The 25,943-nt window shown below is 71.6% G+C and carries 21 protein-coding genes; 14 read left to right on the top strand and 7 right to left on the bottom strand.

Annotated elements, in window-relative coordinates; genetic code table 11:
• The first annotated feature begins 68 nt into the window (after positions 1–68).
• Positions 69–611 carry an isochorismatase family protein gene (locus ACZ4TO_RS05515; RefSeq protein WP_385049078.1) on the top strand — a complete coding sequence of 181 codons (543 nt, stop codon included), beginning with the start codon at positions 69–71 and terminating at the stop codon, positions 609–611.
• Positions 612–736: 125 nt separating this feature from the next.
• Here ACZ4TO_RS05515 and fdhD read toward each other — a convergent pair whose 3' ends face one another.
• Positions 737–1,600 (bottom strand): formate dehydrogenase accessory sulfurtransferase FdhD, encoded by an 864-nt coding sequence (gene fdhD / locus ACZ4TO_RS05510; RefSeq protein WP_385049081.1) that lies wholly within the window; start codon positions 1,598–1,600, stop codon positions 737–739.
• A gap of 169 nt (positions 1,601–1,769) precedes the next feature.
• The gene (locus tag ACZ4TO_RS05505; protein ID WP_382795321.1) at positions 1,770–2,741 is read right to left on the bottom strand and encodes a 2-dehydropantoate 2-reductase; all 972 of its coding nucleotides are present in this window, start codon (positions 2,739–2,741) and stop codon (positions 1,770–1,772) included.
• 235 nt (positions 2,742–2,976) lie between these two features.
• Between ACZ4TO_RS05505 and ACZ4TO_RS05500 the strand changes: the two genes are divergently transcribed.
• From ACZ4TO_RS05500 to ACZ4TO_RS05485, 4 genes are all read left to right on the top strand, one after another.
• Positions 2,977–4,308: an OFA family MFS transporter gene (locus ACZ4TO_RS05500; protein WP_468023493.1), complete on the top strand. Its 1,332-nt coding sequence runs from the start codon at positions 2,977–2,979 to the stop codon at positions 4,306–4,308.
• On the top strand, positions 4,277–4,450 hold the full coding sequence (locus ACZ4TO_RS05495) for an MFS transporter small subunit (RefSeq protein ID WP_385049089.1): 174 nt from the start codon (positions 4,277–4,279) through the stop codon (positions 4,448–4,450). Before ACZ4TO_RS05500 ends, ACZ4TO_RS05495 begins: the two co-directional genes overlap by 32 nt.
• A 134-nt stretch (positions 4,451–4,584) precedes the next feature.
• On the top strand, positions 4,585–5,532 hold the full coding sequence (locus ACZ4TO_RS05490) for a beta-ketoacyl-ACP synthase III (protein ID WP_382795327.1): 948 nt from the start codon (positions 4,585–4,587) through the stop codon (positions 5,530–5,532).
• A 225-nt stretch (positions 5,533–5,757) separates the two neighbouring features.
• Entirely contained in the window at positions 5,758–6,432 is a 675-nt protein-coding gene (locus ACZ4TO_RS05485; protein WP_382795330.1) for a GntR family transcriptional regulator, read from the top strand.
• Positions 6,433–6,509: 77 nt separating this feature from the next.
• Here the strand turns inward: ACZ4TO_RS05485 and ACZ4TO_RS05480 are convergent, their stop codons facing one another.
• A complete protein-coding gene (locus ACZ4TO_RS05480; RefSeq protein WP_468023492.1) occupies positions 6,510–7,820 on the bottom strand; it encodes a low temperature requirement protein A in 1,311 nt (436 codons plus the stop codon).
• 277 nt (positions 7,821–8,097) lie between these two features.
• On the opposite strand from ACZ4TO_RS05480, the gene ACZ4TO_RS05475 reads away from it, so the two are divergent.
• The 6 genes from ACZ4TO_RS05475 (at position 8,098) to ACZ4TO_RS05450 (ending at position 15,408) form a co-directional block, all read left to right on the top strand.
• Complete coding sequence (locus tag ACZ4TO_RS05475; protein ID WP_468023491.1) at positions 8,098–9,279, top strand: ROK family transcriptional regulator; 1,182 nt, start codon at positions 8,098–8,100, stop codon at positions 9,277–9,279.
• Between the two features lie 193 nt (positions 9,280–9,472).
• Complete coding sequence (locus tag ACZ4TO_RS05470; RefSeq protein WP_468023490.1) at positions 9,473–11,011, top strand: sugar ABC transporter ATP-binding protein; 1,539 nt, start codon at positions 9,473–9,475, stop codon at positions 11,009–11,011.
• On the top strand, positions 11,008–12,027 hold the full coding sequence (locus ACZ4TO_RS05465) for an ABC transporter permease (protein ID WP_385049102.1): 1,020 nt from the start codon (positions 11,008–11,010) through the stop codon (positions 12,025–12,027). Before ACZ4TO_RS05470 ends, ACZ4TO_RS05465 begins: the two co-directional genes overlap by 4 nt.
• 20 nt (positions 12,028–12,047) lie before the next feature.
• Entirely contained in the window at positions 12,048–13,097 is a 1,050-nt protein-coding gene (locus ACZ4TO_RS05460) for a substrate-binding domain-containing protein (protein ID WP_382795343.1), read from the top strand.
• 82 nt (positions 13,098–13,179) lie between these two features.
• Complete coding sequence (locus ACZ4TO_RS05455; protein WP_468023489.1) at positions 13,180–14,391, top strand: Gfo/Idh/MocA family protein; 1,212 nt, start codon at positions 13,180–13,182, stop codon at positions 14,389–14,391.
• Between the two features lie 12 nt (positions 14,392–14,403).
• Positions 14,404–15,408, top strand: a complete 1,005-nt coding sequence (locus ACZ4TO_RS05450; protein ID WP_385049108.1) for a sugar phosphate isomerase/epimerase family protein — start codon at positions 14,404–14,406, stop codon at positions 15,406–15,408.
• A 163-nt stretch (positions 15,409–15,571) separates the two neighbouring features.
• On the opposite strand, the gene ACZ4TO_RS05445 is transcribed toward ACZ4TO_RS05450, so the two are convergent.
• The 4 genes from ACZ4TO_RS05445 to frc form a co-directional block, all read right to left on the bottom strand.
• Positions 15,572–16,978, bottom strand: a complete 1,407-nt coding sequence (locus ACZ4TO_RS05445; RefSeq protein WP_385049111.1) for an OFA family MFS transporter — start codon at positions 16,976–16,978, stop codon at positions 15,572–15,574.
• Complete coding sequence (locus ACZ4TO_RS05440; RefSeq protein ID WP_385049114.1) at positions 16,975–18,366, bottom strand: OFA family MFS transporter; 1,392 nt, start codon at positions 18,364–18,366, stop codon at positions 16,975–16,977. Before ACZ4TO_RS05440 ends, ACZ4TO_RS05445 begins: the two co-directional genes overlap by 4 nt.
• A 123-nt stretch (positions 18,367–18,489) precedes the next feature.
• A complete protein-coding gene (locus ACZ4TO_RS05435) occupies positions 18,490–20,637 on the bottom strand; it encodes an acetate--CoA ligase family protein (RefSeq protein WP_468023488.1) in 2,148 nt (715 codons plus the stop codon).
• 1 nt (position 20,638) lies between these two features.
• On the bottom strand, positions 20,639–21,871 hold the full coding sequence (gene frc / locus ACZ4TO_RS05430; protein ID WP_385049120.1) for a formyl-CoA transferase: 1,233 nt from the start codon (positions 21,869–21,871) through the stop codon (positions 20,639–20,641).
• Between the two features lie 166 nt (positions 21,872–22,037).
• Between frc and sucC the strand changes: the two genes are divergently transcribed.
• From sucC to ACZ4TO_RS05415, 3 genes are all read left to right on the top strand, one after another.
• Positions 22,038–23,171 carry an ADP-forming succinate--CoA ligase subunit beta gene (gene sucC / locus ACZ4TO_RS05425; RefSeq protein ID WP_468023487.1) on the top strand — a complete coding sequence of 378 codons (1,134 nt, stop codon included), beginning with the start codon at positions 22,038–22,040 and terminating at the stop codon, positions 23,169–23,171.
• 12 nt (positions 23,172–23,183) lie between these two features.
• Positions 23,184–24,122 carry a succinate--CoA ligase subunit alpha gene (gene sucD, locus ACZ4TO_RS05420; RefSeq protein ID WP_468023486.1) on the top strand — a complete coding sequence of 313 codons (939 nt, stop codon included), beginning with the start codon at positions 23,184–23,186 and terminating at the stop codon, positions 24,120–24,122.
• Positions 24,123–24,318: 196 nt separating this feature from the next.
• The gene (locus ACZ4TO_RS05415; RefSeq protein WP_468023485.1) at positions 24,319–25,914 is read left to right on the top strand and encodes an aldehyde dehydrogenase family protein; all 1,596 of its coding nucleotides are present in this window, start codon (positions 24,319–24,321) and stop codon (positions 25,912–25,914) included.
• Positions 25,915–25,943 lie beyond the last annotated feature (29 nt).

The following is a 25,943-nucleotide window of genomic DNA, read 5'->3' as shown; positions in this document are numbered from 1 at the left end:
GGAGCAGTTCACGGGCTTGTCGATCCGGATTTCCGGTACGGACGGCTGATGCGGGCTAACGTTCCGTCATGACCGCACCCGAAACCGAACCCCGCCTCGCCCTCGACCCGGCGCGCACCGCACTCGTGCTCGTCGATCTGATGGAGCGCATCGTGGCGTTGCCCCTGGAACCGAACAAGGGGACCGAAGTTCTCGCCACCGCCGAGGAGTTGGCGGAAACCTTCCGCAAGGCGGGCGCGCTCGTCGTGCTCATCCGGGTCGAGCGGTCCGGGGTCGCGGAGCAGCCGCCCGGGAGCGGCCTGGTCGCCGGGCTCGTCGCGGAGGGCGACCTGGAGATCGTGAAGCGGACCATCGGCGGGTTCCAGGGCACCGGCCTCGACGAGCACCTGCGTGAACACGGCGTCTCCACCCTGGTGTTCGGCGGGATCGCCACCAACCTCGGGGTCGAGTCGACCGCGCGCGCCGCCGGCGACCTCGGCTACGACCTCGTCTTCGTCGAGGACGCGATGGCCGCGTTCACCGCCGCCGAGCACGACGCCTCCGTCCGGCTGGACTTCCCGCGCCTCGGCACGGTCGTGACCGCGGACGAGGTGCGCTTCCCGGTTCGCTGAGTCCGGGCACGGGCGAAGCCCGTCACGGCGGCGGCGGTGGACCGGGACCGAGGCGGGGCCCCTCCGGCGCAGGGGGCGCTCCCCGCCGTCCGGGGCCCCGCCGCCGTGCCGCGGGGGGGGCGGTGTCAGCCCTGGCCGGCCGCGGCCCGCAGGGTGATGCGGTGCTCGCCCGCGTACACGTTCATGTTGGCGCCGCGCAGGAAGCCGACCAGGGTCAGGCCGGTCTCCGCCGCCAGGTCGACGGCCAGCGACGAAGGAGCGGAGACGGCCGCCAGCACCGGGATGCCCGCCATCACCGCCTTCTGCGCCAGCTCGAAGGACGCCCGGCCGGAGACCAGCAGGACCGTCCGGGAGAGCGGGAGCGTGCCGTTCTGCAGCGCGCGGCCGACCAGCTTGTCGACCGCGTTGTGCCGGCCCACGTCCTCCCGTATGTCGACCAGCTCGCCCTCCTCGGTGAACAGGGCCGCCGCGTGCAGACCCCCGGTCCGGTCGAAGACCCGCTGGGCCGCGCGCAGCCGGTCGGGGAGGCTCGCGAGCAGGCCGGGTTCCAGCCGTACCGGGGGAGTGGTGCCGCCCTCCGTGTCGTCGATGCTCCAGCGGGCCGTCGTGCGGACCGCGTCCAGACTGGCCTTGCCGCACAGGCCGCACGAGGACGTCGTGTACACGTTGCGTTCGAGCGTGATGTCCGGGACGACGAGACCGGGCGCCGTCCGCACGTCGACGACGTTGTACGTGTTGGAGCCGTCCTCCGTGGCTCCCGCGCAGTACACGATGTTCTGGAGTTCGTCGGCACGCCCCAGCACGCCTTCGCTGACCAGGAACCCCGCGGCCAGCGCGAAGTCGTCGCCCGGGGTGCGCATGGTGATCGCCAGAGGCTTGCCGTCGAGCCGGATCTCCAGTGGCTCCTCGGCGACGAGCGTGTCCGGGCGGGAGCTCACGACTCCGTCCCGGACGCGGATCACCTTGCGTCGTTCCGTGACTCGTCCCATGTCCTGATCAGTCCCGCTTCCATGCGTTCGGCCGGCCGGATCGGCCCTCGCGATCGCCGGGTGGCGTTCGGGTCACCCGGGCGTGCCGCGAGGGCGACCTTCACGTACTCATTGTCCTGCACCCGCGGAGCGGGCCGCAGGGAGCCTCGCCGTGCGGCCCGCTCCGCGTTCACGCCGCCGTCCGCAGCGCGAGCAGGTCCGAGATGGCGTGGACGGTGCGCAGCGTCGGGACCGGGACCCCGGTGATCTCCGCGAGTTCCACGACGGCCGCGAGCAGCACGTCGAGTTCCAGCGGTTTGCCGCGTTCCAGGTCCTGGAGTGTGGAGGTGCGGTGGTCGCCGACCCGCTCGGCCCCCGCGAGGCGCCGCTCGATGGACACCCCCACCTCGCAGCCGAGTGCCTCCGCGACGGTCAGCGTCTCGGTCATCATGATCTCGATGACCCTGCGCGTCCCGCCGTGCAGGCACATCTGCCGCATCGTGGCGCGGGCCAGCGCGCTGATGGGGTTGAAGGAGATGTTGCCGAGCAACTTGAGCCAGATGTCGTTGCGCAGGTCCGCTTCGACCGGGCATTTCAGGCCGCCCTCCCGCAGGGCGTCGCTGAACGCCCGGCAGCGCGGCGAGAGGGACCGGTCGGGTTCCCCGACGGAGAACCGGGTGCCTTCGAGATGGCGGACGACGCCCGGTGCCGCGAGCTCGGTCGCGGCGTAGACGACGCACCCGACGGCCCGCTCGGGGGCCAGGACCGCGCTGACCGCGCCGCCCGGGTCCACGCTCTCCACCCGGTGGCCGTCGTAGGGTCCGCCGTGCCGGTGGAAGTACCACCAGGGAATGCCGTTCTGGGCGGCGACGACCGCCGTCGTGCCGTGCAGCAGGGGCTCGATCAGCGGCCCGCACGCCGCGTACGAGTTGGCCTTGAGGCCGAGGAAGACGTAGTCGACCGGCCCGATCTCGGCCGGGTCGTCGGTGGCGTGGGCCCGCGCGGTGAAGTCCCCGCGTGGACTGAGGACTTGGACGCCGTGCTGCCTCATGGCCGCCAGATGCGGTCCACGTGCGACGAGATGCACGTCGGCGCCCGCGCGGTGCAGAGCGGCGCCGACGTAGGCGCCGATCGCACCGGCGCCGAGAACTGCGACTCTCACTGTGTGGCGCTCCGTTCGGTCGAGGGTACCGAGGAACTGCCGAACTCTGTCGACGAAATATTGTCTACAGGATGGAATGAGGGGCGACAAGGGTGCGGGCCGTACCGGCTGCTGCGCGCCAGGGTCCGCTCCGGTGACCGTTCGTCGCGTCAGGGATACCGCTCACCGCATACGGTCGACGAGTTCGTGTCACCCCGCTTCACAGCCGGACAACCGCTTCCTATCGTCCTGGATCATGAGCCCTCCCGTCGCACCCCCCGGTTGGAGCCGCTGGCTCGTCCCGCCGGCCGCCCTGTCGGTCCACCTCTCCATCGGCCAGGCCTACGCCTGGAGCGTCTTCAAGCCGCCGCTCGAATCCGCGCTCGGTCTCAGCGGGACGCAGAGCGCGCTGCCCTTCCAGCTCGCCATCGTGATGCTCGGCCTGTCGGCCGCGTTCGGCGGCACCCTCGTCGAGCGCAACGGCCCGCGCTGGGCCATGACCGTCGCCCTGGTCTGCTTCTCGTCCGGCTTCCTCATCTCCGCGCTCGGCGCGGCCACCGAGCAGTACTGGCTGATCGTCCTCGGCTACGGCTTCGTCGGCGGCACCGGCCTCGGCATCGGCTACATCTCACCGGTCTCCACACTGATCAAGTGGTTCCCGGACCGGCCAGGAATGGCCACCGGCATCGCGATCATGGGCTTCGGCGGCGGCGCGCTGATCGCCTCGCCCTGGTCCGCCCAGATGCTGAAGTCGTTCGGTTCCGACTCCTCCGGGATCGCCGTCGCCTTCCTCGTGCACGGACTGTCGTACGCCGTGTTCATGACCCTCGGCGTGCTGCTGGTGCGCGTCCCGCGCGGCGAGACACCGGCCCCGTCCGGGCCGAGCGCCCTCGACGGGGTCCAGGTCTCCGCCCGCAACGCCGTCCGCACCCCGCAGTTCTGGCTGCTGTGGGTCGTCCTGTGCATGAACGTCACCGCGGGCATCGGCATCCTGGAGAAGGCCGCCCCGATGATCACGGACTTCTTCGCGGACAGTTCCACTCCGGTCACCGCCACCGCGGCGGCCGGATTCGTCGCCCTGCTCTCCGCCGCCAACATGGCCGGCCGGATCGGCTGGTCCTCGACCTCCGACCTGATCGGCCGCAAGAACGTCTACCGGGTCTACCTCGGGGCCGGCGCCCTGATGTACGCGCTCATCGCGTGGTTCGGAGATTCCTCCAAGCCCCTGTTCATCCTGAGCGCGCTGGTGATCCTCTCCTTCTACGGCGGAGGCTTCGCCACGGTCCCGGCCTATCTGAAGGACCTGTTCGGCACGTACCAGGTCGGCGCCATCCACGGACGGCTGCTCACCGCCTGGTCCACCGCCGGCGTCCTCGGGCCGCTGATCGTGAACCGGATCGCCGACCACCAGGAGGCCGCGGGCAAGCACGGCTCGTCCCTGTACGGACTGTCGTTCCTGATCATGATCGGGCTGCTCGCCGTCGGCTTCGTCGCCAACGAGTTCGTCCGCCCCGTGCACCCCCGCCATCACATCCCCGCGCCCAGGGAGGCCGCCGATGTCGCACGACAGCAGTCCGAGTCCGCCTGACGCCGCCGGTGTCCCCGCCGCTGTCCCGGGCCCCCGCGCCCGGCCGGCCCTGACCGCGTTCGCGTGGCTGTGGGTCGGTGCGCCCCTGTGCTACGGCGTCTACGAGCTCGTACAGAAGGCCACTCAACTGTTCTCGGGGTAGTTGTTCGGACGTCCCAAGGTCTGACAGAAGCCGACAAGCCTGGCGGCGCAATCCTGTGGCATCACCTGCCGTCGTACCCGCGAGTCACTGATCAGACTGGTGGATCCCGCTACCCGAAGCACGAGGGGGACCACATGAACGGCACACGGATCGCCGCCGTCGGCCATTATCAGCCCGCCAAGGTACTCACCAACGAGGATCTGGCGGGCATGGTCGACACCAGTGACGAGTGGATCCGGAGCCGTGTGGGCATCCGGACCCGCCATGTCGCCGGGCCCGACGAACCGGTCGACGAGCTGGCGGCGCACGCGGCCGCCAAGGCGCTCGCCTCGGCCGGTCTGACGCCCGGCGACATCGACCTCGTCCTCGTCGCCACCTCCACGGCCGTCGACCGGTCCCCGAACATGGCCGCCCGGGTCGCCGCCCGTCTCGGCATCCCCTCCCCGGCCGCGATGGACGTCAACGTCGTCTGCGCCGGGTTCACCCACGCCCTCGCCACCGCCGACCACACCGTGCGGGCCGGCGCCGCGACCCGGGCGCTCGTCATCGGCGCCGACAAGATGACCGACGTGACGGACTGGACCGACCGCACCACGTGCGTTCTCGTCGGCGACGGCGCGGGGGCCGCCGTGGTCGAGGCCTGCCCCGCGGGCGAGGAGCCCGGCATCGGGCCGGTGCTGTGGGGCTCGGTCCCCGAGATGGGGCACGCGGTGCGCATCGAGGGCACCCCCTCCCGGTTCGCGCAGGAGGGACAGAGCGTCTACCGCTGGGCCACCACCCAGCTCCCGCCGATCGCCCGGAAGGCCTGCGAGCGCGCCGGCCTCGCCCCCGAGGACCTGGCCGGGGTCGTCCTGCACCAGGCCAACCTGCGGATCATCGAGCCGCTCGCCCTGAAGATCGGCGCGGTCAACGCGGTCGTCGCGCGCGATGTGGTCGACTCCGGGAACACCTCGGCCGCCAGCATCCCGCTCGCCTTCTCCAAGCTGGTCGAGCGCGGCGAGATCTCCACCGGCGACCCCGTCCTGCTGTTCGGCTTCGGCGGCAACCTCTCCTACGCGGGGCAGGTCGTCCGCTGCCCGTGAGGCGGACCGGACGGCGGACCGGCCCTTCGCGGGACGGAGCCGTCGCTGAGGTGATCCGGGCCGTCCGCGGGTCCGAGCCGTCCGCCCGGCGCCCGGGTCCCCGGGTGTGACAAGCCCAACTCCCGTGCCGGTCGGCTCGTTTGTGCGCCGTAGACTGTAGGCGAAAGACAATTGATAATCGACTTTCCTTATCGCGGCGACGACGCTGCCCAGGGAGGGACCGTGATGTTGTCGACAGGCCTGCCTCAGGGAGCGGTACCGAAGCTGGAGCGGCCCGGCCCGCTCCGTGACCGTGTCTACGAAGCGCTGCTCGAACTCATCACCACCCGCGCCCTCCAGCCGGGCCAGCACCTGGTCGAGAGCGAGCTCGCCGGTCATCTCGGAGTGTCACGGCAGCCGGTGCGCGAGGCCCTGCAACGGCTGAGCACGGACGGCTGGGTCGACCTCCGGCCCGCCCAGGGCGCGTTCGTACACGAGCCGACCGAGGAGGAGGCCGACCAGCTCCTCACCGTCCGTACGCTCCTGGAGGCGGAGGCGGCCCGGCTCGCCGCCGCCAACGCGAGTCCGGCGGCCGTCAGCGCGCTCGAAGAGCTGTGCACCGAGGGTGAACGGGCGGTCGCCGCCGACGACGTCGACGCCGCGGTCGCGACGAACGCGCGACTGCACGCCAAGGTCATGGAACTCGCGGGCAACGCGGTCCTCGCCGAACTCGCCGCGCAGGTCGACCGCCGAGTCCGCTGGTACTACACGCCGGTGGCCCGGCAGCGCGGGCGGCAGTCCTGGATCGAGCACCGCGAGCTGATCGCCGCGATAGCGGAGCGCGACGGACAGCGGGCCACCACGGTCATGCGCGCGCACACCGAGCACACACGGCAGATGTACCACGACCGCGAAAAGTAGCCGAGACGGCGGACGCCGCCGTCTCGGCTGGTCCTCTCCTGGCCCTCTTCTGGTCCTCTGCTTGTCGTCTCCGCTCGTCAGCCGGTGGGCGCCGGCGCCGTCCGGGGGCCGGGTCGGGAGGGTGACCAGCGGGCCTCCGCGCCGAGCATCACCACCAACACCCCCACCAGCGCCAGCAGTTCGGTGACCGCCGAGAAACGGATGCCGAGCAGCGCCGTGGCCGCCGCGACGGGCACCGCGACCGCGCGGAACGTCACCGGCCACAGCCGCAGCACCGAACGGAACGCCACGTCCCCGGCGAGGAACAGGGCGACCCCGCCCGCGAGCGTCAGCGCGGGCCCGGTGGCGGACTGCTCGGTGAGATGGCCGAGCGTCTTCTTCACCCCGGTCGCGCAGTAGGCGATGCCGAGCAGCATGGGCAGGAAGGCGTAGTAGTACGCGTTCATCGCCAGGCGCCAGCGACGGTCCGGCGGTGTCGCCGTGAACACGGCCTCCGCCGCGTGCTCGTCGCGTACGAAGTACGTCCACCACAGGGCACCGGCCAGCGCGAGCGCGAGGAAGGCTCCGACGAACAGATCCACGGTGAGCGGCCGGCTCCCGATCCCGATGCCGATCGCGATGACGGACTCGCCGAACGCGACGATGAGCAGCAGCCCGTGCCGCTCGACGAAGTGGGCCGGGTCGAGCGCGCCCAACTGTGCCCGCAGCACCGCGGCGTCCCGCCCGCCCCGGCGCCTGGCCCCGTGTTCGGCGAAGAACGGCGTGACGAACTGGAGGACCACGGCCAGCAGCCACAGACCGTCGGCGCCCGGGCCGTCGAACAGGCCAGCCGCCGTGACGGCCAGCGCGGCGAGCGCGTTCGGCACCGCGTACCAGATGACGTCACGGCCGTGGCTGCGGGTGTAGAGCGCGCTGTGCACGAGGACGACGCCCAGGAAGCCCAGGCCGAAGACCACACCGCCGTCGTCGAAGGCGCGCGGGATGGCCAGCGCGCACACCAGGAACGCGCCCATGCCGAGCATCAGCAGGATCCGCCGTGAAGGCCGGTCCGGCGGAACCTGGTTGGTGAGATACGCGTACGCGCCGTACATCCAGAACAGCACCACGAAGATCAGCGCGACGCGGGCCGCCGTCGCGAACGACAGGTCGGCGGCGAGCAGCACCGTGAGCTGGGTGAGGGTGAAGACGAAGACGAGGTCGAAGAAGAGCTCCAGCGTACTGACGCGCCGCCCCGCCTCGTCGCCCGCGGGCCGTCCGGTCCCGCCGACCTCGTCGCCCGTCGGCTGTCCGGTCCCGCCCGCCGAGTACGTGGTCCCCGGCACCTCGGACGGCTCAGCCTCGGCCACCGGCCCGTGCCCCGGCGCCTCGGACGGCTCAGCCTCGGTCACCGGCCTGGGCCCCGCACCGTCCCCTGTCCTGTTCATGTGTCCCCCCGTGACAGATGGTCTGCGGAGATCGTAAGGGGCCGCCTGGCCTCGAGCCCGGTCCTTCGCCCGCCGATCTCCCTTTGTCCTGGGAGTGGGAAAAGTCTGCTGCAATCCGTGCACGACTTCTTCCAACTCCCGGCAGCCGCTGCTACGTTCCCCTCGAAAGCGCGACCGGTGACGGTGGCCGGAATGTGACCGACGCAGGTGTCGGCCGAGGCGGGAGGGGTTCGTGAGACGGATGACGGCACGACCCGCGAACGCCCATCAGGCCCGGCTGCTGCGTCTGTTGCGTGACGGCGGCCCCAACTCCCGTGCCCAGCTCGGCGATCGCGTCGACCTCTCCCGGTCGAAGCTGGCCGTCGAGGTGGACCGGCTCCTGGAGACCGGCCTCGTGGTGGCCGACGGACTCGCCGCCTCGCGGGGCGGCCGCCGTTCCCACAACGTCCGGCTCTCCCCGGCGCTGCGGTTCCTGGGCGTCGACATCGGGGCGACGTCGGTCGACGTGGCCGTCACCAACGCGGAGCTGGAGATCCTCGGGCACCTCAACCAGCCCATGGACGTACGCGAGGGACCGGTCGCGGTCTGCGAGCAAGTGCTCTCCATGGCGGCCAAGTTGAAGGCCTCGGGGATCGCGGAGGGGTTCGACGGGGCGGGGATCGGCGTTCCCGGTCCGGTCCGTTTCCCCGAGGGGGTCCCGGTCGCCCCGCCGATCATGCCGGGCTGGGACGGCTTCCCGGTCCGTGAGGCACTCGGCCAGGAACTCGGCTGTCCGGTCATGGTCGACAACGACGTGAACCTGATGGCCATGGGGGAGCAGCACGCGGGCGTCGCCCGCTCCGTGGGCGACTTCCTCTGCGTCAAGATCGGTACCGGCATCGGCTGCGGCATCGTCGTCGGCGGAGAGGTCCACCGCGGCGCGACCGGCAGCGCGGGCGACATCGGGCACATCCAGGCCGTGCCCGACGGGCGTCCGTGCGCCTGCGGCAACCGGGGCTGCCTGGAGGCCCACTTCAGCGGTGCCGCGCTGGCGCGCGACGCCGTGGAGGCGGTCCAGCAGGGCCGCTCGGCCGAACTCGCCGCACGGCTGGCGGCGAACGGCGCGCTGAGCGCCGTCGACGTCGCCGCGGCCGCCGCGGCGGGCGACGCCACCGCGCTCGATCTGATCCGGGAGGGCGGCAACCGCACCGGACAGGTCATCGCGGCGCTCGTCAGCTTCTTCAATCCCGCCCTGGTGGTGATCGGCGGCGGGGTGACCGGTCTCGGCCACACCCTGCTCGCCGCGATCCGCACCCAGGTCTACCGCCAGTCGCTGCCGCTCGCGACCGGCAATCTGCCCATCGTCCTCGGGGAGCTGGGCCCGGCAGCCGGAGTCATCGGCGGGGCCCGGCTGATCAGCGACCACCTGTTCTCGCCCGCGTAAGCCACCTCCTCCCGCGCGCGCACCAGCTCCTCGCGCCCGCACCAGCCGTCTCCGCACCAGCCGTCTCCGCACCGACCGTCTCCAGGAATCGGACCACCGGCGCCGCGACCGGCCGCCCCCGTGCCCGAACCACCCCCCGCCCGTACGCGCACCGCCCGGCAACCGGCCCGCACGCCTGCCCCAGGGAACCGTCATGGCACCAGAACCACCACTGCTCACGATGTCCGGCATCACCAAGTCGTTCCCCGGAGTCCGGGCCCTCGACGGCGTCGACCTCGACGTCCAGGCCGGCGAGGTGCACTGTCTGCTCGGCCAGAACGGCGCCGGGAAGTCCACCCTCATCAAGGTCCTGTCCGGTGCCCACCAGCCCGACGACGGCACCATCACCTGGCGCGGCGAGCCGGTCACCCTCAAGTCCCCGATCGCCGCCATGCGCCTCGGCATCGCCACCATCTACCAGGAACTCGACCTGGTGGAGGGCCTGTCGGTCGCCGAGAACGTCCACCTGGGACACGAACCGACCACCGCGGGGTTCGTCGTCAGGGGCAAGGCCGCCAGGACCGCGACCGCGCTGCTGCTCGAACGGCTCGGCCACCCGGAGATCGACTCGGCCCGGCTCGTCGGTGAACTCTCCGCCGCCCAGCGGCAGATCGTCTCCATGGCGCGGGCGCTCTCCCACGACGTACGGCTCATCGTCATGGACGAGCCGTCCGCGGCGCTCGACCCCGACGAGGTCGGCAACCTCTTCCGGATCGTCGCCCAACTGACCGCTGACGGCGTCGCCGTGGTCTACATCTCGCACCGCCTGGAGGAGATCCGGCGCATCGGCGACCGGGTCACGGTCCTGAAGGACGGACGCGCGGTCGCGGGCGGGCTGCCCGCCCGATCGACCCCCACCCGCGAGGTGGTCTCCCTCATGACCGGGCGCAGCGTCGAGTACGTCTTCCCCGACCGGCCCCGTGAACGGCCACCGGCCGAGCCGGTGCTCTCGGTCCAAGGACTCTCCCGCCAGGGCGAGTTCGCCCCGTTCGACCTCGACGTACGACCGGGTGAGATCGTCGGACTGGCCGGGCTGGTCGGCTCGGGCCGCTCCGAGATCCTGGAGACGATCTACGGAGCGCGCAGGCCCACCACCGGCCGGGTGAGCGTCGGCGGGAAGCCGCTGCGCACCGGCAGCGTCCGGGCCGCGGTGCGCGCCGGCCTCGGACTGGCCCCCGAGGAACGCAAGGCGCAGGCCCTGCTGATGCTGGAGTCGGTCACCCGCAACGTCTCCGTCTCCTCCATGTCCCGCTACGCGCGCGGGGGCTGGATCGACCGGCGGGCCGAGCGCGGAGCGGCACGGGCCGCCACCCGTGAGCTCTCCCTGCGCCCCGACGATCCCGCCCTCCCGGTCAGGACCCTGTCCGGCGGCAACCAGCAGAAGGCCGTGCTGGCGCGCTGGCTGCTGCGCGGCTGCCGCGTCCTGCTCCTCGACGAGCCCACCCGCGGCGTCGACGTCGGGGCGCGCGCCGAGCTGTACGCGGTGATCCGCCGGCTCGCCGACGAGGGCCTCGCCGTCCTCATGGTCTCCAGCGAGGTCCCCGAGGTGCTCGGACTCGCCGACCGCGTCCTGGTGCTGCGCGAGGGCCGGGTCGTGCACACGGCGCCCGCCCGGGACCTCGACGAACACCGCGTACTCGACCTCGTGCTGGAAGGAGGCCCCGTGGCCAGTGAAGGGAGTCAGGCGTCATGACGCAGTTCGTGTCCCCGCCCCGGGACGGCACCGGCAAGGTGCCCGCCACGGGCGAAGCCCCCGCGTGGCGCACCGTGGTGGCCCGCGCCGACGTCCGCACGCTCTCGCTCCTCGGCGTCCTGGCCGTCCTCGTCGTCATCGGCGGCGTCACCCGGCCCGACGAGTTCCTCGACACCCGCAACCTCCAACTCGTGCTCACCCAGGCCTCGGTGATCGGCGTCGTCACCGTCGGCATGACCTTCGTCATCACCTCGGGCGGCATCGATCTGTCGGTGGGCGCGATCGTCGCCCTCGCCTCGGTCTGGGCCACGACGGTCGCCACCCAGGAGTACGGCTTCACCGGCATCCTCGTCACCGCCGTGCTCGTCGGACTCGGCTGCGGCCTGGTCAACGGACTGCTCGTCGCGTACGGCGGGATGGTCCCCTTCATCGCGACGCTCGCCATGCTCGCCTCGGCCCGCGGGCTGGCCCTCCAGATCACCGACGGCCGGACCCAGATCGTCACCGTGGACGGAATCCTGAAGCTCGGCGAACGCGACTCCTACGTCCTGGGCGTCCCGCCGCTCGTCCTGGTCTTCGCCCTCGTCACCGTCATCGGCTGGCTGGTGCTCAACCGCACCACCTTCGGCCGGCGCACGGTCGCCGTCGGAGGCAACGCGGAGGCGGCCCGGCTCGCCGGCATCGACGTACGACGCCAGCGCCTGTACCTGTACCTGCTCTCCGGACTGTGCTGCGGCATCGCCGCGTTCCTGCTGGTCATCCTGTCCGGCTCGGGCCAGAACACCAACGGCAACCTCTACGAGCTCGACGCCATCGCGGCGGCGATCATCGGCGGCACCCTGCTCAGCGGGGGCCGCGGCACCATCACCGGTTCGGTGCTCGGCGTGCTGATCTTCACGACGATCACCGACATCTTCGCGCTGAACAACCTCCAGAGCGACGTCCAGCAGATCGCCAAGGGCGCGATCATCGTCGCCGCGGTCCTGGTCCAGCGGCGCACAGCAAGCACGACCTGACACGGGAAGGGTCCACCGCCATGCCAGTACCAACGAGCCCGACCAGCCGCAGAGGACTTCTCCTCGGGACCGCCGCCGTCTCGGCCGGTGCCCTCCTCACCGGCTGCACCAGCAACGACACCAAGGACGCGAACCCCGCCGCGAACTCCGGCCCGGCCGCCGACGGCAAGCCCGGCAAGCACGTCACGATCGGCTTCGCCGGGCCCCAGGCCGACCACGGCTGGCTCAACGCCATCAACGACAACGCCAAGAGCCGCGCCGGGAAGTACAAGGACGTGACCCTGGAGATCACCGAGGGCTCCAACGACACGGCGGCGCAGATCGGCCAGATCGAGACCCTGATCAACAAGAAGGTCGACGTCCTGGTCGTGCTGCCCGCCGACGGCAAGGCGCTGACCCAGGTCGGCCTCAAGGCGATGCGCGCCGGCATCCCGGTCGTCAACCTCGACCGCATCTTCAACTCGCCCCAGGCGTACCGCTGCTGGATCGGCGGCGACAACTACGGCATGGGCCTCAGCGCCGGCCACTACATCGGCGAGAAGCTCAAGGGCAGGAAGAACGCCAAGGTCATCGAGCTCGCGGGGCTCGACAACCTGGAACTCACCAAGCAGCGCACCGAGGGCTTCGACGCCGCTCTGAAGAACTACCCGAACATCACCAAGGTCGCCCGCCAGGCCGCCGAGTTCACCGTCGAGTCCGGCCAGGCCAAGATGTCCCAGCTCCTCCAGGCCCAGCCGGAGTTCGACGCGCTGTGGAACCACGACGACGACCAGGGCGTGGGAGCGCTGCGGGCCATCAAGCAGGCCGGCCGCGACGGCTTCCTCATGGTCGGCGGAGCCGGAGCGCTCTCCGCCTTCCAGGCCATCGACGCCGACAACAGCGTCCTGAAGGCCACCGTCCTGTACCCGCCGACCATGGCGGCCTCCGCGATCGACCTCGCCCGCACCCTCGGCCAGGGCAAGGGCATCAGCGGGCTCGCCGAGTTCGAGATCCCCGCCTCGCTCACGCTCTACTCGGCCGTCGTCGACAAGGACAACGTCCAGCAGTACATGGCCACCGGCTTCCGGTGATGCGAACCGCCGCCCGCGGGGCCCGGTCCGGCGGGACCGGGCCCCACCCCCACCGCGCCACGACCACGAGGAGGACCACCGCATGGGACAGCCGGACCAGGGCGACGAGGCCGCGAAACCGCCCCTGGGCGTGGGCATGGTCGGTTACGCGTTCATGGGCGCCGCCCACTCACAGGGCTGGCGCACCGTGGGCCGCGTCTTCGACCTGCCGCGCCGCCCGGTCCTCGCCGCCGTCTGCGGCCGCGACGAACAGGCCGTACGCGCCATGGCCGGCCGGCACGGCTGGGGAGCCGCCGAGACCGACTGGCGCGCCCTGATCACCCGGGACGACGTCGACGTCGTCGACATCTGCACCCCTGGCGACAGCCACGCCGAGATCGCCGTCGCCGCGCTGGCCGCGGGCAAGCACGTGCTGTGCGAGAAGCCGCTCGCCAACACCGTCGAGGAGGCGGAGGCGATGGCGGCGGCCGCGGCCGAGGCCGCCGCACGCGGCCAGATGTCGATGGTGGGCTTCAACTACCGCCGCCTCCCCGCCACGGCGCTGGCCCGCGCGATGGTGGCCGAGGGCCGCCTCGGCACCCTGCGGCACGTGCGGGTGACGTACCTTCAGGACTGGCTGACCGACCCCGAGTTCCCGCTCACCTGGCGGCTCCGCAAGGAGAGGGCCGGCTCCGGCGCCCTCGGCGATCTCGGGGCCCACATCGTCGACCTCGCGCAGTACCTGGCGGGGGAGCCGCTCGGCGGGGTCTCCGCGCTCACCGAGACCTTCGTACGCCGACGGCCCCTGCCCGCACGGCCGGCCGGCGGGCTGTCGGCCTCCGGGCCCGCGCGGGGATCCCGTTCGGACGCCGTCACCGTCGACGACGCCGCCCTGTTCACCGCCCGCTTCGCCTCCGGCGCCCTCGCCTCCTTCGAGGCCTCCCGCTTCGCGGCCGGGCGCAAGAACTCCCTGCGCCTCGAACTCAACGGAGACCGCGGTTCGCTGGCCTTCGACCTGGAACGGCTCAACGAACTCTCCTACCACGACCACACCGAACCCGCCGCCCACGCCGGCTTCCGGCGCATCCTCGTCACCGAGCCCGACCACCCCTACCTCGACGCCTGGTGGCCGCCGGGCCACGGTCTCGGCTACGAGCACACCTTCGCGCACCAGGCCCGCGACTTCGTGCGGGCCATCGCGGACGGGCGGCCACCCGAACCGTCCTTCGCCGACGGACTCCAGGTCCAGCGCGTCCTCGCCGCGGTCGAGGAGAGCGCCGGCAAGAACTCCACGTACACCCCCGTAGCGGTCTGAGGAGGCCCCGAAATGCCGCGCGACTTCACGCTCTTCACCGGCCAGTGGGCCGACCTGCCTCTCGAGGAGGTCTGCCGGCTGGCCCGCGACTTCGGCTACGACGGACTCGAACTCGCCTGCTGGGGCGACCACTTCGAGGTCGACAAAGCGCTCGCGGATCCCTCCTACGTGGAGTCCCGGCGCGCGCTCCTCGACAAGTACGGTCTCAAGTGCCTGGCGATCTCCAACCATCTGGTCGGCCAGGCCGTCTGCGACGCCATCATCGACGAACGCCATCTGGCGATCCTGCCCGCCCGTGTCTGGGGCGACGGCGAACCGGAGGGAGTCCGCAGGCGGGCCGCCGCCGAGATCGCCGACACCGCCCGCGCGGCGGCCGCCCTCGGCGTCGACACCGTCATCGGATTCACCGGCTCGGCGATCTGGCACCTCGTCGCCATGTTCCCGCCCGTGCCCGAAGCGATGATCGAGCGGGGTTACGAGGACTTCGCCACCCGCTGGAACCCCGTCCTCGACGTCTTCGACGCCGAGGGCGTCCGCTTCGCGCACGAGGTCCACCCGAGCGAGATCGCCTACGACTACTGGACCACGCACAAGGCCCTGGAGGCGATCGGCCACCGGCCCGCCTTCGGCCTCAACTTCGACCCCTCCCATTTCGTCTGGCAGGACCTCGACCCCGTCGGATTCCTCTACGACTTCCGCGACCGCATCTACCACGTCGACTGCAAGGAGGCCCGGACCCGCCTCGACGGCCGCAACGGACGGCTCGGCTCCCATCTGCCCTGGGGAGACCCGCGCCGCGGCTGGGACTTCGTCTCGGCGGGCCACGGCGACGTCCCCTGGGAGGACGTCTTCCGCATGCTGCGCTCCATCGGCTACGCCGGGCCCGTCTCGGTCGAGTGGGAGGACGCCGGCATGGACCGCCTCCACGGCGCGCCCGAGGCCCTGGCCCGGCTCAAGACGTACGACTTCGAGCCGCCGTCGGCGTCGTTCGACGCGGCGTTCGGCGGCAACGGCTAGGCCGGGGGACCGGGGGATCGGGGGGCGTAGGCCCGGGGGCGGGGAACAGGACCCCGGGAACGCGGGGGAGGGGCCGGGTACGGGGGTCCCGGCCCCTTGCGCGGAAGCGGCCCCCCTCGCCACACGGCGAGGGGGACCGCTTCTCCGCGGGGCCCGCCGCCGCTCAGCCCACCGGCTGCGGCTGCGGTGCCGAGGTGTCCGCGGTACTGCGCCCCGGCTGCCGCAGCAGCAGGGCGACCGCGGCCGCCACCATGGAGATGCCGCCGGCCAGCGCGTACGCGCCGTCGTAGCCCCAGGCGGCGACCACCATCGAGCCGAGTCCGCCGCCGAACAGACCGCTGATCAGCTTTCCGCTGTACACCAGCCCGTAGTTGGTGGCGTTGTAGTTCTCGCCGAAGTAGTCCGGGGTCAGCGCCGCGAACATCGGGTAGAACGCCCCGCCGCCGAATCCGGAGAGGAAGGCGAAGAACAGGAACAGCGCCTCGCTGTGGACGTCGCCGGCCCAGATCACGCCGAACTGCGCGAGTCCCAGGACCACGATCACGAAGACCAGCGTCTGCTTGCGCCCCCAGGTGTCGGAGAGCCAGCCCACCACACCCCGGCCCACACCGTTGACGACCGCCATCACTCCCATGGACGAGGCCGCCACCAGCGGTCCGAAGCCCACCTCCTTGGCGAAGTCGACCTGGAAGGAGATCCCGAAGATCGACACACCGGCGGTCATCACCAGCGCGACCCACATCAGCGGGAGCATGCCGGTCCTGATCGCCTCCTTGGGGGTGTACTGCTTCACGGCCGGAGGGTTCTTCGCGAGGCCCGCGGCCGCCTTCCCGGAACCGCCGTGGGCCAGCGGGTCGACGTCCGCCGGCCACCAGTTCTTCGGCGGGTCCTTGAAGAAGAACGCGGCGGTCAGCACCACGACCATCACGTAACAGCCGATGAGGTCCAGCACGCGGTGGTAATTGGCCGTGTCGAAGGCGTAGTTGAAGATGAAGATGAACGGCAGGGAGCCGTACGCGAAGCCGCCGTTGACGAACCCCGTCCGCGCGCCACGCCGTTCGGGGTACCACTTCCCGACCATGTTGATGCAGGTCGCGTACACCAGACCGGACCCGACACCGCCGACGACGCCGAAGCCCAGGATCGCCAGGAGCACGTCGTCCAGATGAGACAGGGCCAGGAACCCGGCCGCGCACATGACCGAGCCCACGTACATGGCCTGACGTGCCGTCAAGATGCCCCTCTCCCGCAGCCAGCCCGCCGGGAAGGCGATGCCGGCCTGGAAGAACACCCAGACGCTGAGGATCCAGAAGGTGTTGCTCTGCGTCCAGCCGTGGGCGTGGGACAGGGTGTCCTCGGCCGAGCCGTAGGCGTACTCGAAGACACTGATGGCCATCATGGCGACCCAGGGCAGGTAGACCATGAACGCGCGCGAATGGCCGAGGATGTCCCGGTCGCTCTCGCCGACCCGGTAGACGCGGCCCCGGGCGTCCGTCAGCTCCCGGTACGCGCGCCCCCGGGCGCCGGGCTCGTCCGGCGAGTCCTTCGCCGCCGTCGGTTCCGCCGTCATGACGCCATCTCCTCGCCGAGCGGGTGTGGATTGGGGACGATGCCGCGGGCCGTGGGCCGGCCCGGCGCCTTGAGGAACAGGGCCAGCACGGCGGACGCCAGACCGATGGACCCGGCGAGCACGAAGGCTCCGTGGTAGTCCCACGCGCCGACGACGACCGCGCCCATGCCGGAGCCCACGAGGCCCGAGATGAGCTTCGAGCTGTAGACCATCCCGTAGTTCGAGGCGTTGTTGTTCTCACCGAAGTAGTCCGCGGTCATGGCCGCGAACAGCGGGAAGATCGCGCCGCCCCCGAAGCCGGAGACCATGGAGCAGAACAGGAAGAACGGCATGCTGCCCATCTGGCCCGAGACCAGCACACCGAACTGGGCCGAACCCAGCACCAGACACACGATGATCAGCGTGTGACGCCGTCCGGCGCGGTCGGAGATCCAGCCGATGACCCCGCGACCGGTGCCGTTGACGATCGCCTTCAGCGACATCGCCGTGGCCACGATCCCGCCCGCGAAGCCCATGTCCTTGCCGAACGGGACCTGGAAGGCGATGCCGAAGATGTTGATCCCGGCCGTGCACAGCAGACAGAACCACATCATCCACAGAACAGGGGTACGCGCGGCCTCCTTCGGGGTGTACTGCTTCACGGCCGGCGGGTTCTTCTCCAGCGCCCGCCGGATCCTCGGGTCGTCCGGCACCTTCAACGGGTCCACGTCCGGCGGCCACCAGCCCTTCGGCGGGTCCTTGAAGAACCAGCCGGCCGCCGCGACCAGGGCACAGCAGACCAGGCCGACGCCCACCAGGACGCCCCGGTAGTTGCCCAGGTCCATGTACGAGGTGAACAGGAAGACGAAGGGCACGGACCCGTAGGCGAAACCGCCGTTGACGAAGCCCGTCTTGCCGCCCTTGCGCTCCGGATACCACTTGCCGACCATGTTCACGCAGGTCGCGTAGACGAGACCCGCTCCGATGCCGCTGCACATGCCGAAGCCGAGATAGGCGACCGCCACATGCGGGGCGAACGCCAGGGACACATAGCCGAGCAGCGTGCCGAGCGCGCCCAGCAGCATGGCCGTACGGGCGGGGAGCCTGCCGCTCTCCCGCAGCCGCCCGGCCGGGAAGGCCACGGCCGCCTGGAAGAAGATCCAGACGCCCATCAGCCAGAAGATGTGTCCGCTGCTCCACAGATGAGCCTCGTGAAGGGTGTCCTCCGCGGAGGTGAACGCGTACTCGGCCGAGCTGATGCCCAGCATGCCCGCCCAGGGCAGGACGACCATCCACGCGCGTCTGCGGCCCATGATGTCGATGTCGGTCTCGCCGACGCGGTACACGCGTCCGTTCCGGTCCTTCACCTCTCGGGGTGGAACCGATGTCGAGTAGCCGGTGGTTGTCATGTCGATCGAGATCCCCTTGCGTCGAAAGATCTGGTCAGCGCCCCCTGCCACATGCCTTTCGTGCGCTCACGGGTCCCGGGGGCGGCCGACGCGCACCGTCGGCCGGCCCCCCGCGTCCTCAGGTCATGAACGACCCCCCAACAGGCCCGCAGCACGCGCCCAGCGGTACTTCGCGCCGAGGACGGCCACCGGCATCTCGGTGGTGTACGGGTAGGCCACGACCCCCCGCTCGTACAGGTACCGGCACGCCTCCTCGACCTCGACGTCGCCCGCGAGCGACGCCACCACGGGCTTCTCGACGCCGCGTTCGCGGAACTCGGCCACCACGCGCGCGGTGAGCTCGGCGAAGACCATGGGCGGGGTGACGACGGTGTGCCAGTAGCCGAGGACCAGCGCGTGGACGCGCGGGTCCTCCAGACCGAGCCGGATCGTCGCCTCGTACGTCGACGGCGGTTCGCCGCCCGTGATGTCCACCGGGTTGCCCGCGGCCCCGAAGGGCGGGATGAACTCCCGGAAGGAGGCGTCGAGGTCCGGCGGGATCTCCATCAGGGACAGCCCGTTGTCCGTGACCGCGTCCGACAGCAGCACCCCGCTTCCGCCCGCTCCGGTGATGATCACGACGTTGTCGCCCCGGGGGGCGGGCAGCACCGGCAGGGCGCGCGCGTACTCCAGCATGTCGGTCAGGCCGGGAGCCCTGATGACCCCGGCCTGCCGGAGGATGTCGTCGTACACGGCGTCGTCGCCCGCGAGGGCCCCGGTGTGCGAGCCCGCGGCCCGCGCGCCGGCGGCGGTCCGCCCCGCCTTCAGGACGATGACGGGCTTCTTCGGGACGGTGGCGCGGGCCGCCTCCACGAAGGCGCGGCCGTCCTTGAGGTCCTCCAGGTGCATCGCCACGCACCGGGTGTGCGGGTCCTCGCCGAACCAGGTGAGCAGGTCGTCCTCGTCCAGGTCCGCCTTGTTGCCGAGCCCGACGATCGCCGAGACACCCGTCTTCGTCGTCCGGGCGAACCCCAGCACGGCCATGCCGATCCCGCCGGACTGCGAGGAGAGCGCGACACCGCCCTTCACGTCGTAGGGCGTGCAGAACGTGGCGCACACGTCGTGCCAGGTCGAGTAGTAGCCGTAGATGTTCGGACCGAGCAGCCGGATGCCGTGGCGCTCGCCGATGGCCGTGATCTCGTCCTGGAGGGCCGCTTCGCCGGTCTCCGCGAAACCGGAGGGGATCAGGACCGCGTTGGGGATGTTCTTGCGTCCGGCCTCCTCCAGGACGCGGGGCACCGCGCGGGCGGGGACGGCGAAGACCGCGACGTCCACCTCGCCGGGGACGTCCGTGACACTCGCGTAGGCCTTGCGGCCCTGGATGTCGTCGGCCTTGGGGTTCACCGGGTGGATCTCGCCCGCGAAGCCTCCGTCGACGAGGTTGCGCAGCACCGCGTGACCGATCTTGCCCGGGACGTCGGAGGCGCCGATCACGGCGATCGACCTCGGCCGCATCAGCCGGTCCATGGAGGCGAGGATCTCCTCACGGGTGTACCGGCGCCGCCCGGCCGGGGCGCTCGCGCCGAGGATCACGCGGATGTCCGCCGCGACCGCGCCGTCCGGGGACGCGATCACCGGGTTGAGGTCGACCTCGGCGATCTCGGGGAAGTCCGTGACGAGTTCGGAGACGCGGCGGATCTGTTCGGCGAGGGCCGTCCGGTCCACCGCCGGCCCGCCGCGCACCCCGCGCAGGATCTGCGCCGAGCGGATCGAGTCGAGCATCGACAGCGCCTCGTCGGTGTCCACCGGAGCGAGCCGGAAGGTGACGTCCTTGAGCACCTCGACGAGCACACCGCCGAGCCCGAAGGCGACGACCTTCCCGAAGGTCGGGTCGGTCACCGCGCCGACGATGACCTCCTGTCCGGGCGGGATCAGCTCCTGCACCTGGACGCCGTCGACGCGGGCGCGGGCGTCGTACGAGCGGGCGTTGGCGACCAGCGTCCGGAACGCGGCCCGTACGTCCGCTTCCCCCTCCACACCGACCAGCACCCCGCCCGCGTCGGTCTTGTGCAGGATGTCGGGGGAGACGATCTTCATCACCACGGGGCCGCCGAACCCTTCCGCGTGGCGCACGGCCTCGTCCTCGTCGCGGGCGGTCTCCTCACCGGGCACCGCGATCCCGTAGGCGTCGGCGATCCGCTTGCCCTCGGGGGCCGTCAGCGCGGTGCGGCCCTCGCGCCGTACGCCGTCGAGGAGCGCCCGCACCCGTGCCACCCGGTCCTGAGTCGCCACCTCAGATCACCCCGCCCGTCCGGAGAAGCCGCAATTCCTCGTCACCGAGGCCGAGTTCGCCGATGTAGATCTCCTCGTTGTGCTCACCGAGCAGCGGGGAGGCGGTGATGTCGACGGGGGAGTCGGAGAGTTTGAGCGGGCTGCCGACGGTGACGTACGAGCCGCGCTCGGGGTGCGGCACCTCGACGACCATGTCGTTGGCGGCGAGCGAGGCGTCCTCGATGATCTCCTTGGTGGACAGGATCGGTCCGCACGGGATGTTCTCGGCGTTGAGCTTCTCCAGCACCTGCCATTTGGGCAACGTCGTGGTCCATTCCTCGATGAGCTGGAACATCTTGGCGAGCCTGGGCAGCCGGGCCCGCGGGGTGGACCAGCCGGGGTCGTCGGCCAGTTCGGGGCGGCCGATCAGCCGGGTGATCGGTTTCCAGCCGGTGGGCTGGACGATGACGTAGACGTAGTCGTTGGGGCCGCCCGGCGCGCACTTGACGGCCCAGCCGGGCTGGCCGCCGCCGGAGGCGTTGCCCGAGCGGGGGACCTCGTCGCCGAAGTCGTCGTTCGGGTACTCGGCGAGCGGACCGTGGGCCAGGCGCTGCTGGTCGCGCAGCTTGACCCGGCAGAGGTTGAGGACGGCGTGCTGCATGGCCACGTTGACGCGCTGGCCGCGTCCGGTGCGGGTGCGCTGGAGCAGCGCGGCGAGGACGGCGGCGACGGCGTGGACGCCGGTGCCCGAGTCGCCGATCTGGGCGCCGGTGGCCATCGGCGGCCCGTCCTCGAACCCGGTGGTGGCCATGGAGCCGCCCATCGCCTGCGCGACCACCTCGTACGCCTTGAAGTCGGTGTACGGGCCGTCCCCGAAGCCCTTGATGGACGCGTAGACGATCCGCGGGTTGATCTCGCGGATGCGGTCCCAGGTGAAGCCCATGCGGTCGATCGCTCCGGGGCCGAAGTTCTCCACCAGGACGTCGGATCGGCTGATCAGCTCGGTCAGGAGCTGTTTGCCGCGCTCGGTCTTGGTGTTGAGGGTGATGCTGCGCTTGTTGCTGTTCAGCATGGTGAAGTAGAGCGAGTCGGCGTCCGGGATGTCCCGCAGCTGGGTGCGGGTGATGTCACCGCTCGGCGCCTCGAGTTTGACCACGTCGGCGCCGAGCCAGGCCATCAACTGGGTCGCCGAGGGGCCGGACTGAACGTGCGTCATGTCCAGGACCCGGATGCCTTCGAGAGCCTTGGTCGTCACAGGTCACCTCACTTGTCCGTTGCCTTGAGCCGCTGCGGTGCGGCGGCGGGTGGGCCAGGTTCGGTACATTGCATACAGTCGACGAATACTGTATGAAGAGTGTTATCCCGCATCCGATGGGTGATGTCCAGGGGTCGTGCACCACTTTCAGGACAGGAGCCGAAACGTGGACCTGTACGAACATCAGGCGCGGCAACTCTTCGAGGAACACGGCATCTTGGTGCCGCGCGCCGAGGTCACCGACTCACCCGGCCGGGCGGGGGACATCGCCCGCCGACTCGGCGGCCGGGCCGTCGTCAAGGCCCAGGTGAGGACGGGCGGGCGCGGCAAGGCGGGCGGAGTGCGGCTCGCCGAGGACCCGGAGGCCGCCGAACGCGCGGCCCGCGAGATCCTCGGCATGACCATCAAGGGCCACCCCGTCCGCTCGGTCATGCTGGCCCGACCCGTCGACATCGAGGCCGAGTTCTACGTCTCGTACGTCCTCGACCGCGCCGCCGGGCGCTTCCTCGCGATCGCCTCCGCCGAGGGCGGCACCGAGATCGAGGAGGTCGCGGCGGCCAGGCCGGAGGCGGTGACGCGCGTCCCCGTGGACCCCGCGGAGGGCGTCACCCCGCAGAAGGCCGCCGCCATCGCCCGGGCGGCCGGACTGCCCCCGCGCGCCGCCGACGTCCTCGTCCGGCTCTGGCAGGTACTCGTCCGCGAGGACGCCCTCCTGGTCGAGGTGAACCCCCTCGTCCGCACCGCCCAGGGGCAGCTCACGGCCCTGGACGGCAAGGTCACGCTCGACGACAACGCCCGCTACCGCCAAGCACGTTGGGAGCAGAAGGAGGAGACCTCGCACGACGACCCGCTGGAGGCCGCGGCCGCCGCCAAGGGCCTCAACTACGTGAAGCTGGACGGCGAGGTCGGTGTCATCGGCAACGGCGCCGGTCTCGTCATGTCGACGCTCGACGTGGTCGCCGGAAGCGGTGCCCGCCCCGCCAACTTCCTCGACATCGGCGGCGGGGCCTCGGCGCGGATCATGTCCGACGGTCTGTCCGTCGTCCTGTCCGACCCCGGCGTTCGGTCCGTCCTCGTCAACGTCTTCGGCGGCATCACCGCCTGCGACGCCGTCGCCGACGGGATCGTGCGGGCCCTGGACGCCGTACGGCCGACCAAACCGATCGTGGTCCGGCTCGACGGCAACAACGCGGCCCGGGGCCGCGCCGTCCTCGGCGACCGCGCCCACCCCCTGGTGCACCAGGCCCCCACCATGGACGCCGCCGCCCGCCTGGCCGCCCGCCTGGCCCACACGAACTGAAGGAAGAGGGACATGGCCGTCTTTCTCACCCAGGAGTCCAAGATCCTCGTCCAGGGCATGACCGGCGCCGAGGGCATGCGGCACACCCGGCGCATGCTCGCCGCCGGCACGGACGTCGTCGGCGGCGTCAATCCGCGCAAGGCCGGTCTGACCGTGGAGTTCGACCTCCCCGGTCCCGAGGGCCGCCCCGGGGCCCCGCGGACCGTGCCCGTCTTCGGGTCGGTGCGCGAGGGGATCGAGGCGACGGGAGCCGACGTGAGCGTCGTGTTCGTGCCGCCCGCCTTCGCCCGCGCGGCCGTGCTGGAGGCCGCCGACGCCGGGATCGCGCTCGCCGTCGTCATCACCGAGGGCATCCCCGTCCACGACTCCGTGGCCTTCTGCGCGCACGCCGCCGCCCGCGGGACCCGTGTCATCGGCCCCAACTGCCCCGGCCTCATCTCCCCCGGACGGTCGAACGCGGGCATCGTCCCCGCCGACATCACCGGCCCCGGGAGCATCGGCCTGGTCTCCAAGTCCGGCACCCTCACCTACCAACTCATGCACGAACTGAGGGACGTCGGCTTCTCGACCTGCGTGGGCATCGGCGGGGACCCCGTCGTCGGCACCTCGCACATCGACTGTCTGGCGGCCTTCGAGAAGGACCCCGACACCGAGCTGATCCTTCTCATCGGGGAGATCGGCGGCGACGCCGAGGAACGGGCGGCGGCGTACGTACGCGATCACGTCACCAAGCCCGTCGTCGGCTACATCGCCGGATTCACCGCCCCCGAGGGCCGGACCATGGGCCACGCCGGCGCCATCGTCTCCGGCTCCTCGGGCACCGCCGAGGCCAAGAGGAAGGCCCTGGAGGCGGCCGGGGTCCAGGTCGGCGGCACCCCGACGGAGACGGCCCGGCTGGTCCTCGCGCGGCTGGCGGAGCGCGCGACGCCGAGCGATGTCACTCATAGTTGATCCGTGGTGACTTCCGGAAGCCGCCCGCCCCCGCCGCCTCCCCCTTCCTTACGCGACCTCCTTTACGCGACCTTCCTCACGCGACCTTCCTCATGCGACCTCCGTACGCGACGACTGTTCGCGAGGCCCGATCGACCTACCGTCCGGCAGGGGCCGGGCCCCCGCCCCCGACCGTGCACCGAGAGCGGAGACACTCGTGACCACCCCCGGCCCGACCCCGTCCGGCCCGACGCCCCGTCGCGGCCCCGACGCTCCCGCCCCCCTCGTCCTCAAGTCCGGCACGTCCTGGAGCGACGCCTGGCGGCGGTCCCTCGCCGCCGCCCCCGAGGCGTTCCGCGACGACCGGGTGCTCAACCTCTGGAACGCCGGCTGGCAGGCCGACGGCCGGGCCCTGCCCGCCACCAGCCCCGTCGACGGCGGCCCCGTCGCCGGACCGCCACGCCTGGACGCCACCACGGCACGGCAGGCCGTCCGCGCCTCGCTCGACCAGCACCGCGCCTGGCGGCACGTGCCCCTCGCCGAACGCCGGGCCCGCGTGGCGGCGGCCCTCGACGCCCTCACCGAACACCGTGAACTGCTCGCGCTGCTGCTCGTCTGGGAGATCGGCAAGCCCTGGCGGCTGGCCCAGGCCGACGTGGACCGCGCGATCGACGGCGTGCGCTGGTACGTCGACGGCATCGAACCCATGGTGGAGGGCCGGACCCCGCTCGACGGCCCCGTCTCCAACATCGCGAGCTGGAACTACCCGATGAGCGTCCTCGTCCACGCCATGCTCGTCCAGGCACTCGCGGGCAACGCGGTCATCGCCAAGACCCCGACCGACGGCGGGGTCGCGTGTCTCACCCTGGCCTGCGCGCTCGCCGTACGCGAAGGACTGCCCCTCACCCTTGTCAGCGGCAGCGGGGGCGAGCTGTCGGAGGCGCTCGTGCGCGCGCCCGAGATCGGCTGCGTCTCCTTCGTCGGCGGCCGCGACACCGGCGCCGCGGTGGCCACCGCCGTCGCCGACCTCGGCAAGCGCCACGTCCTCGAACAGGAGGGGCTCAACACCTGGGGCGTCTGGAACCACAGCGACTGGGACGCGCTGACGGCGGTCGTCCCCAAGCTCTTCGACTACGGCAAGCAGCGCTGCACCGCCTACCCGCGCTTCGTCGTCCAGCGCGCCCTGTTCGACGACTTCCTCGCCGCGTACCTGCCGGCCGTCCGCACCCTGCGCACCGGCCATCCGCTCGCCGTCGAGCACCCAGACGACCCCTACCCGTCGCTGGACTTCGGCCCCGTCATCAACGCGGCCAAGGCCAAGGAACTCGACGACCAGGTCACCGAGGCCATCGACCGCGGCGCGGTCCCGCTGTACCGGGGCAAGCCGTCCGACGCCCGCTTCCTGCCCGGCCAGGACACCGCGGCGTACGTCCAGCCCGTGACGCTCCTCAATCCGCCGCCCTCCTCACCGCTGCACCACGCGGAGCCCTTCGGCCCGGTCGACACGATCGTCCTGGTCGACACCGAGGCCGAACTGCTCGCCGCGATGAACGCCTCGAACGGGGCGCTGGTCGCCACCCTGTCCACGGACGACGAGGCGACGTACGACCGGCTGGCCCCCCAGATCCGCGCGTTCAAGGTCGGCCACGGCAGGCCCCGCTCCCGCGGCGACCGCGACGAACTCTTCGGCGGCTTCGGAGCGTCGTGGCGCGGCGCGTTCGTGGGCGGGGAACTCCTGGTGCGCGCGGTGACGCGGGGCCCGGCGGGGGAGCGGCTGCCGGGGAACTTCCCGGAGTACCACTTGATGCCGTGAGCCGGGCGGGTCGGTGAATCGGTGCCTTC

Source organism: Streptomyces sp. NPDC028298, from assembly GCF_055565895.1.
This window is presented reverse-complemented; position numbering and strand designations above follow the sequence as displayed.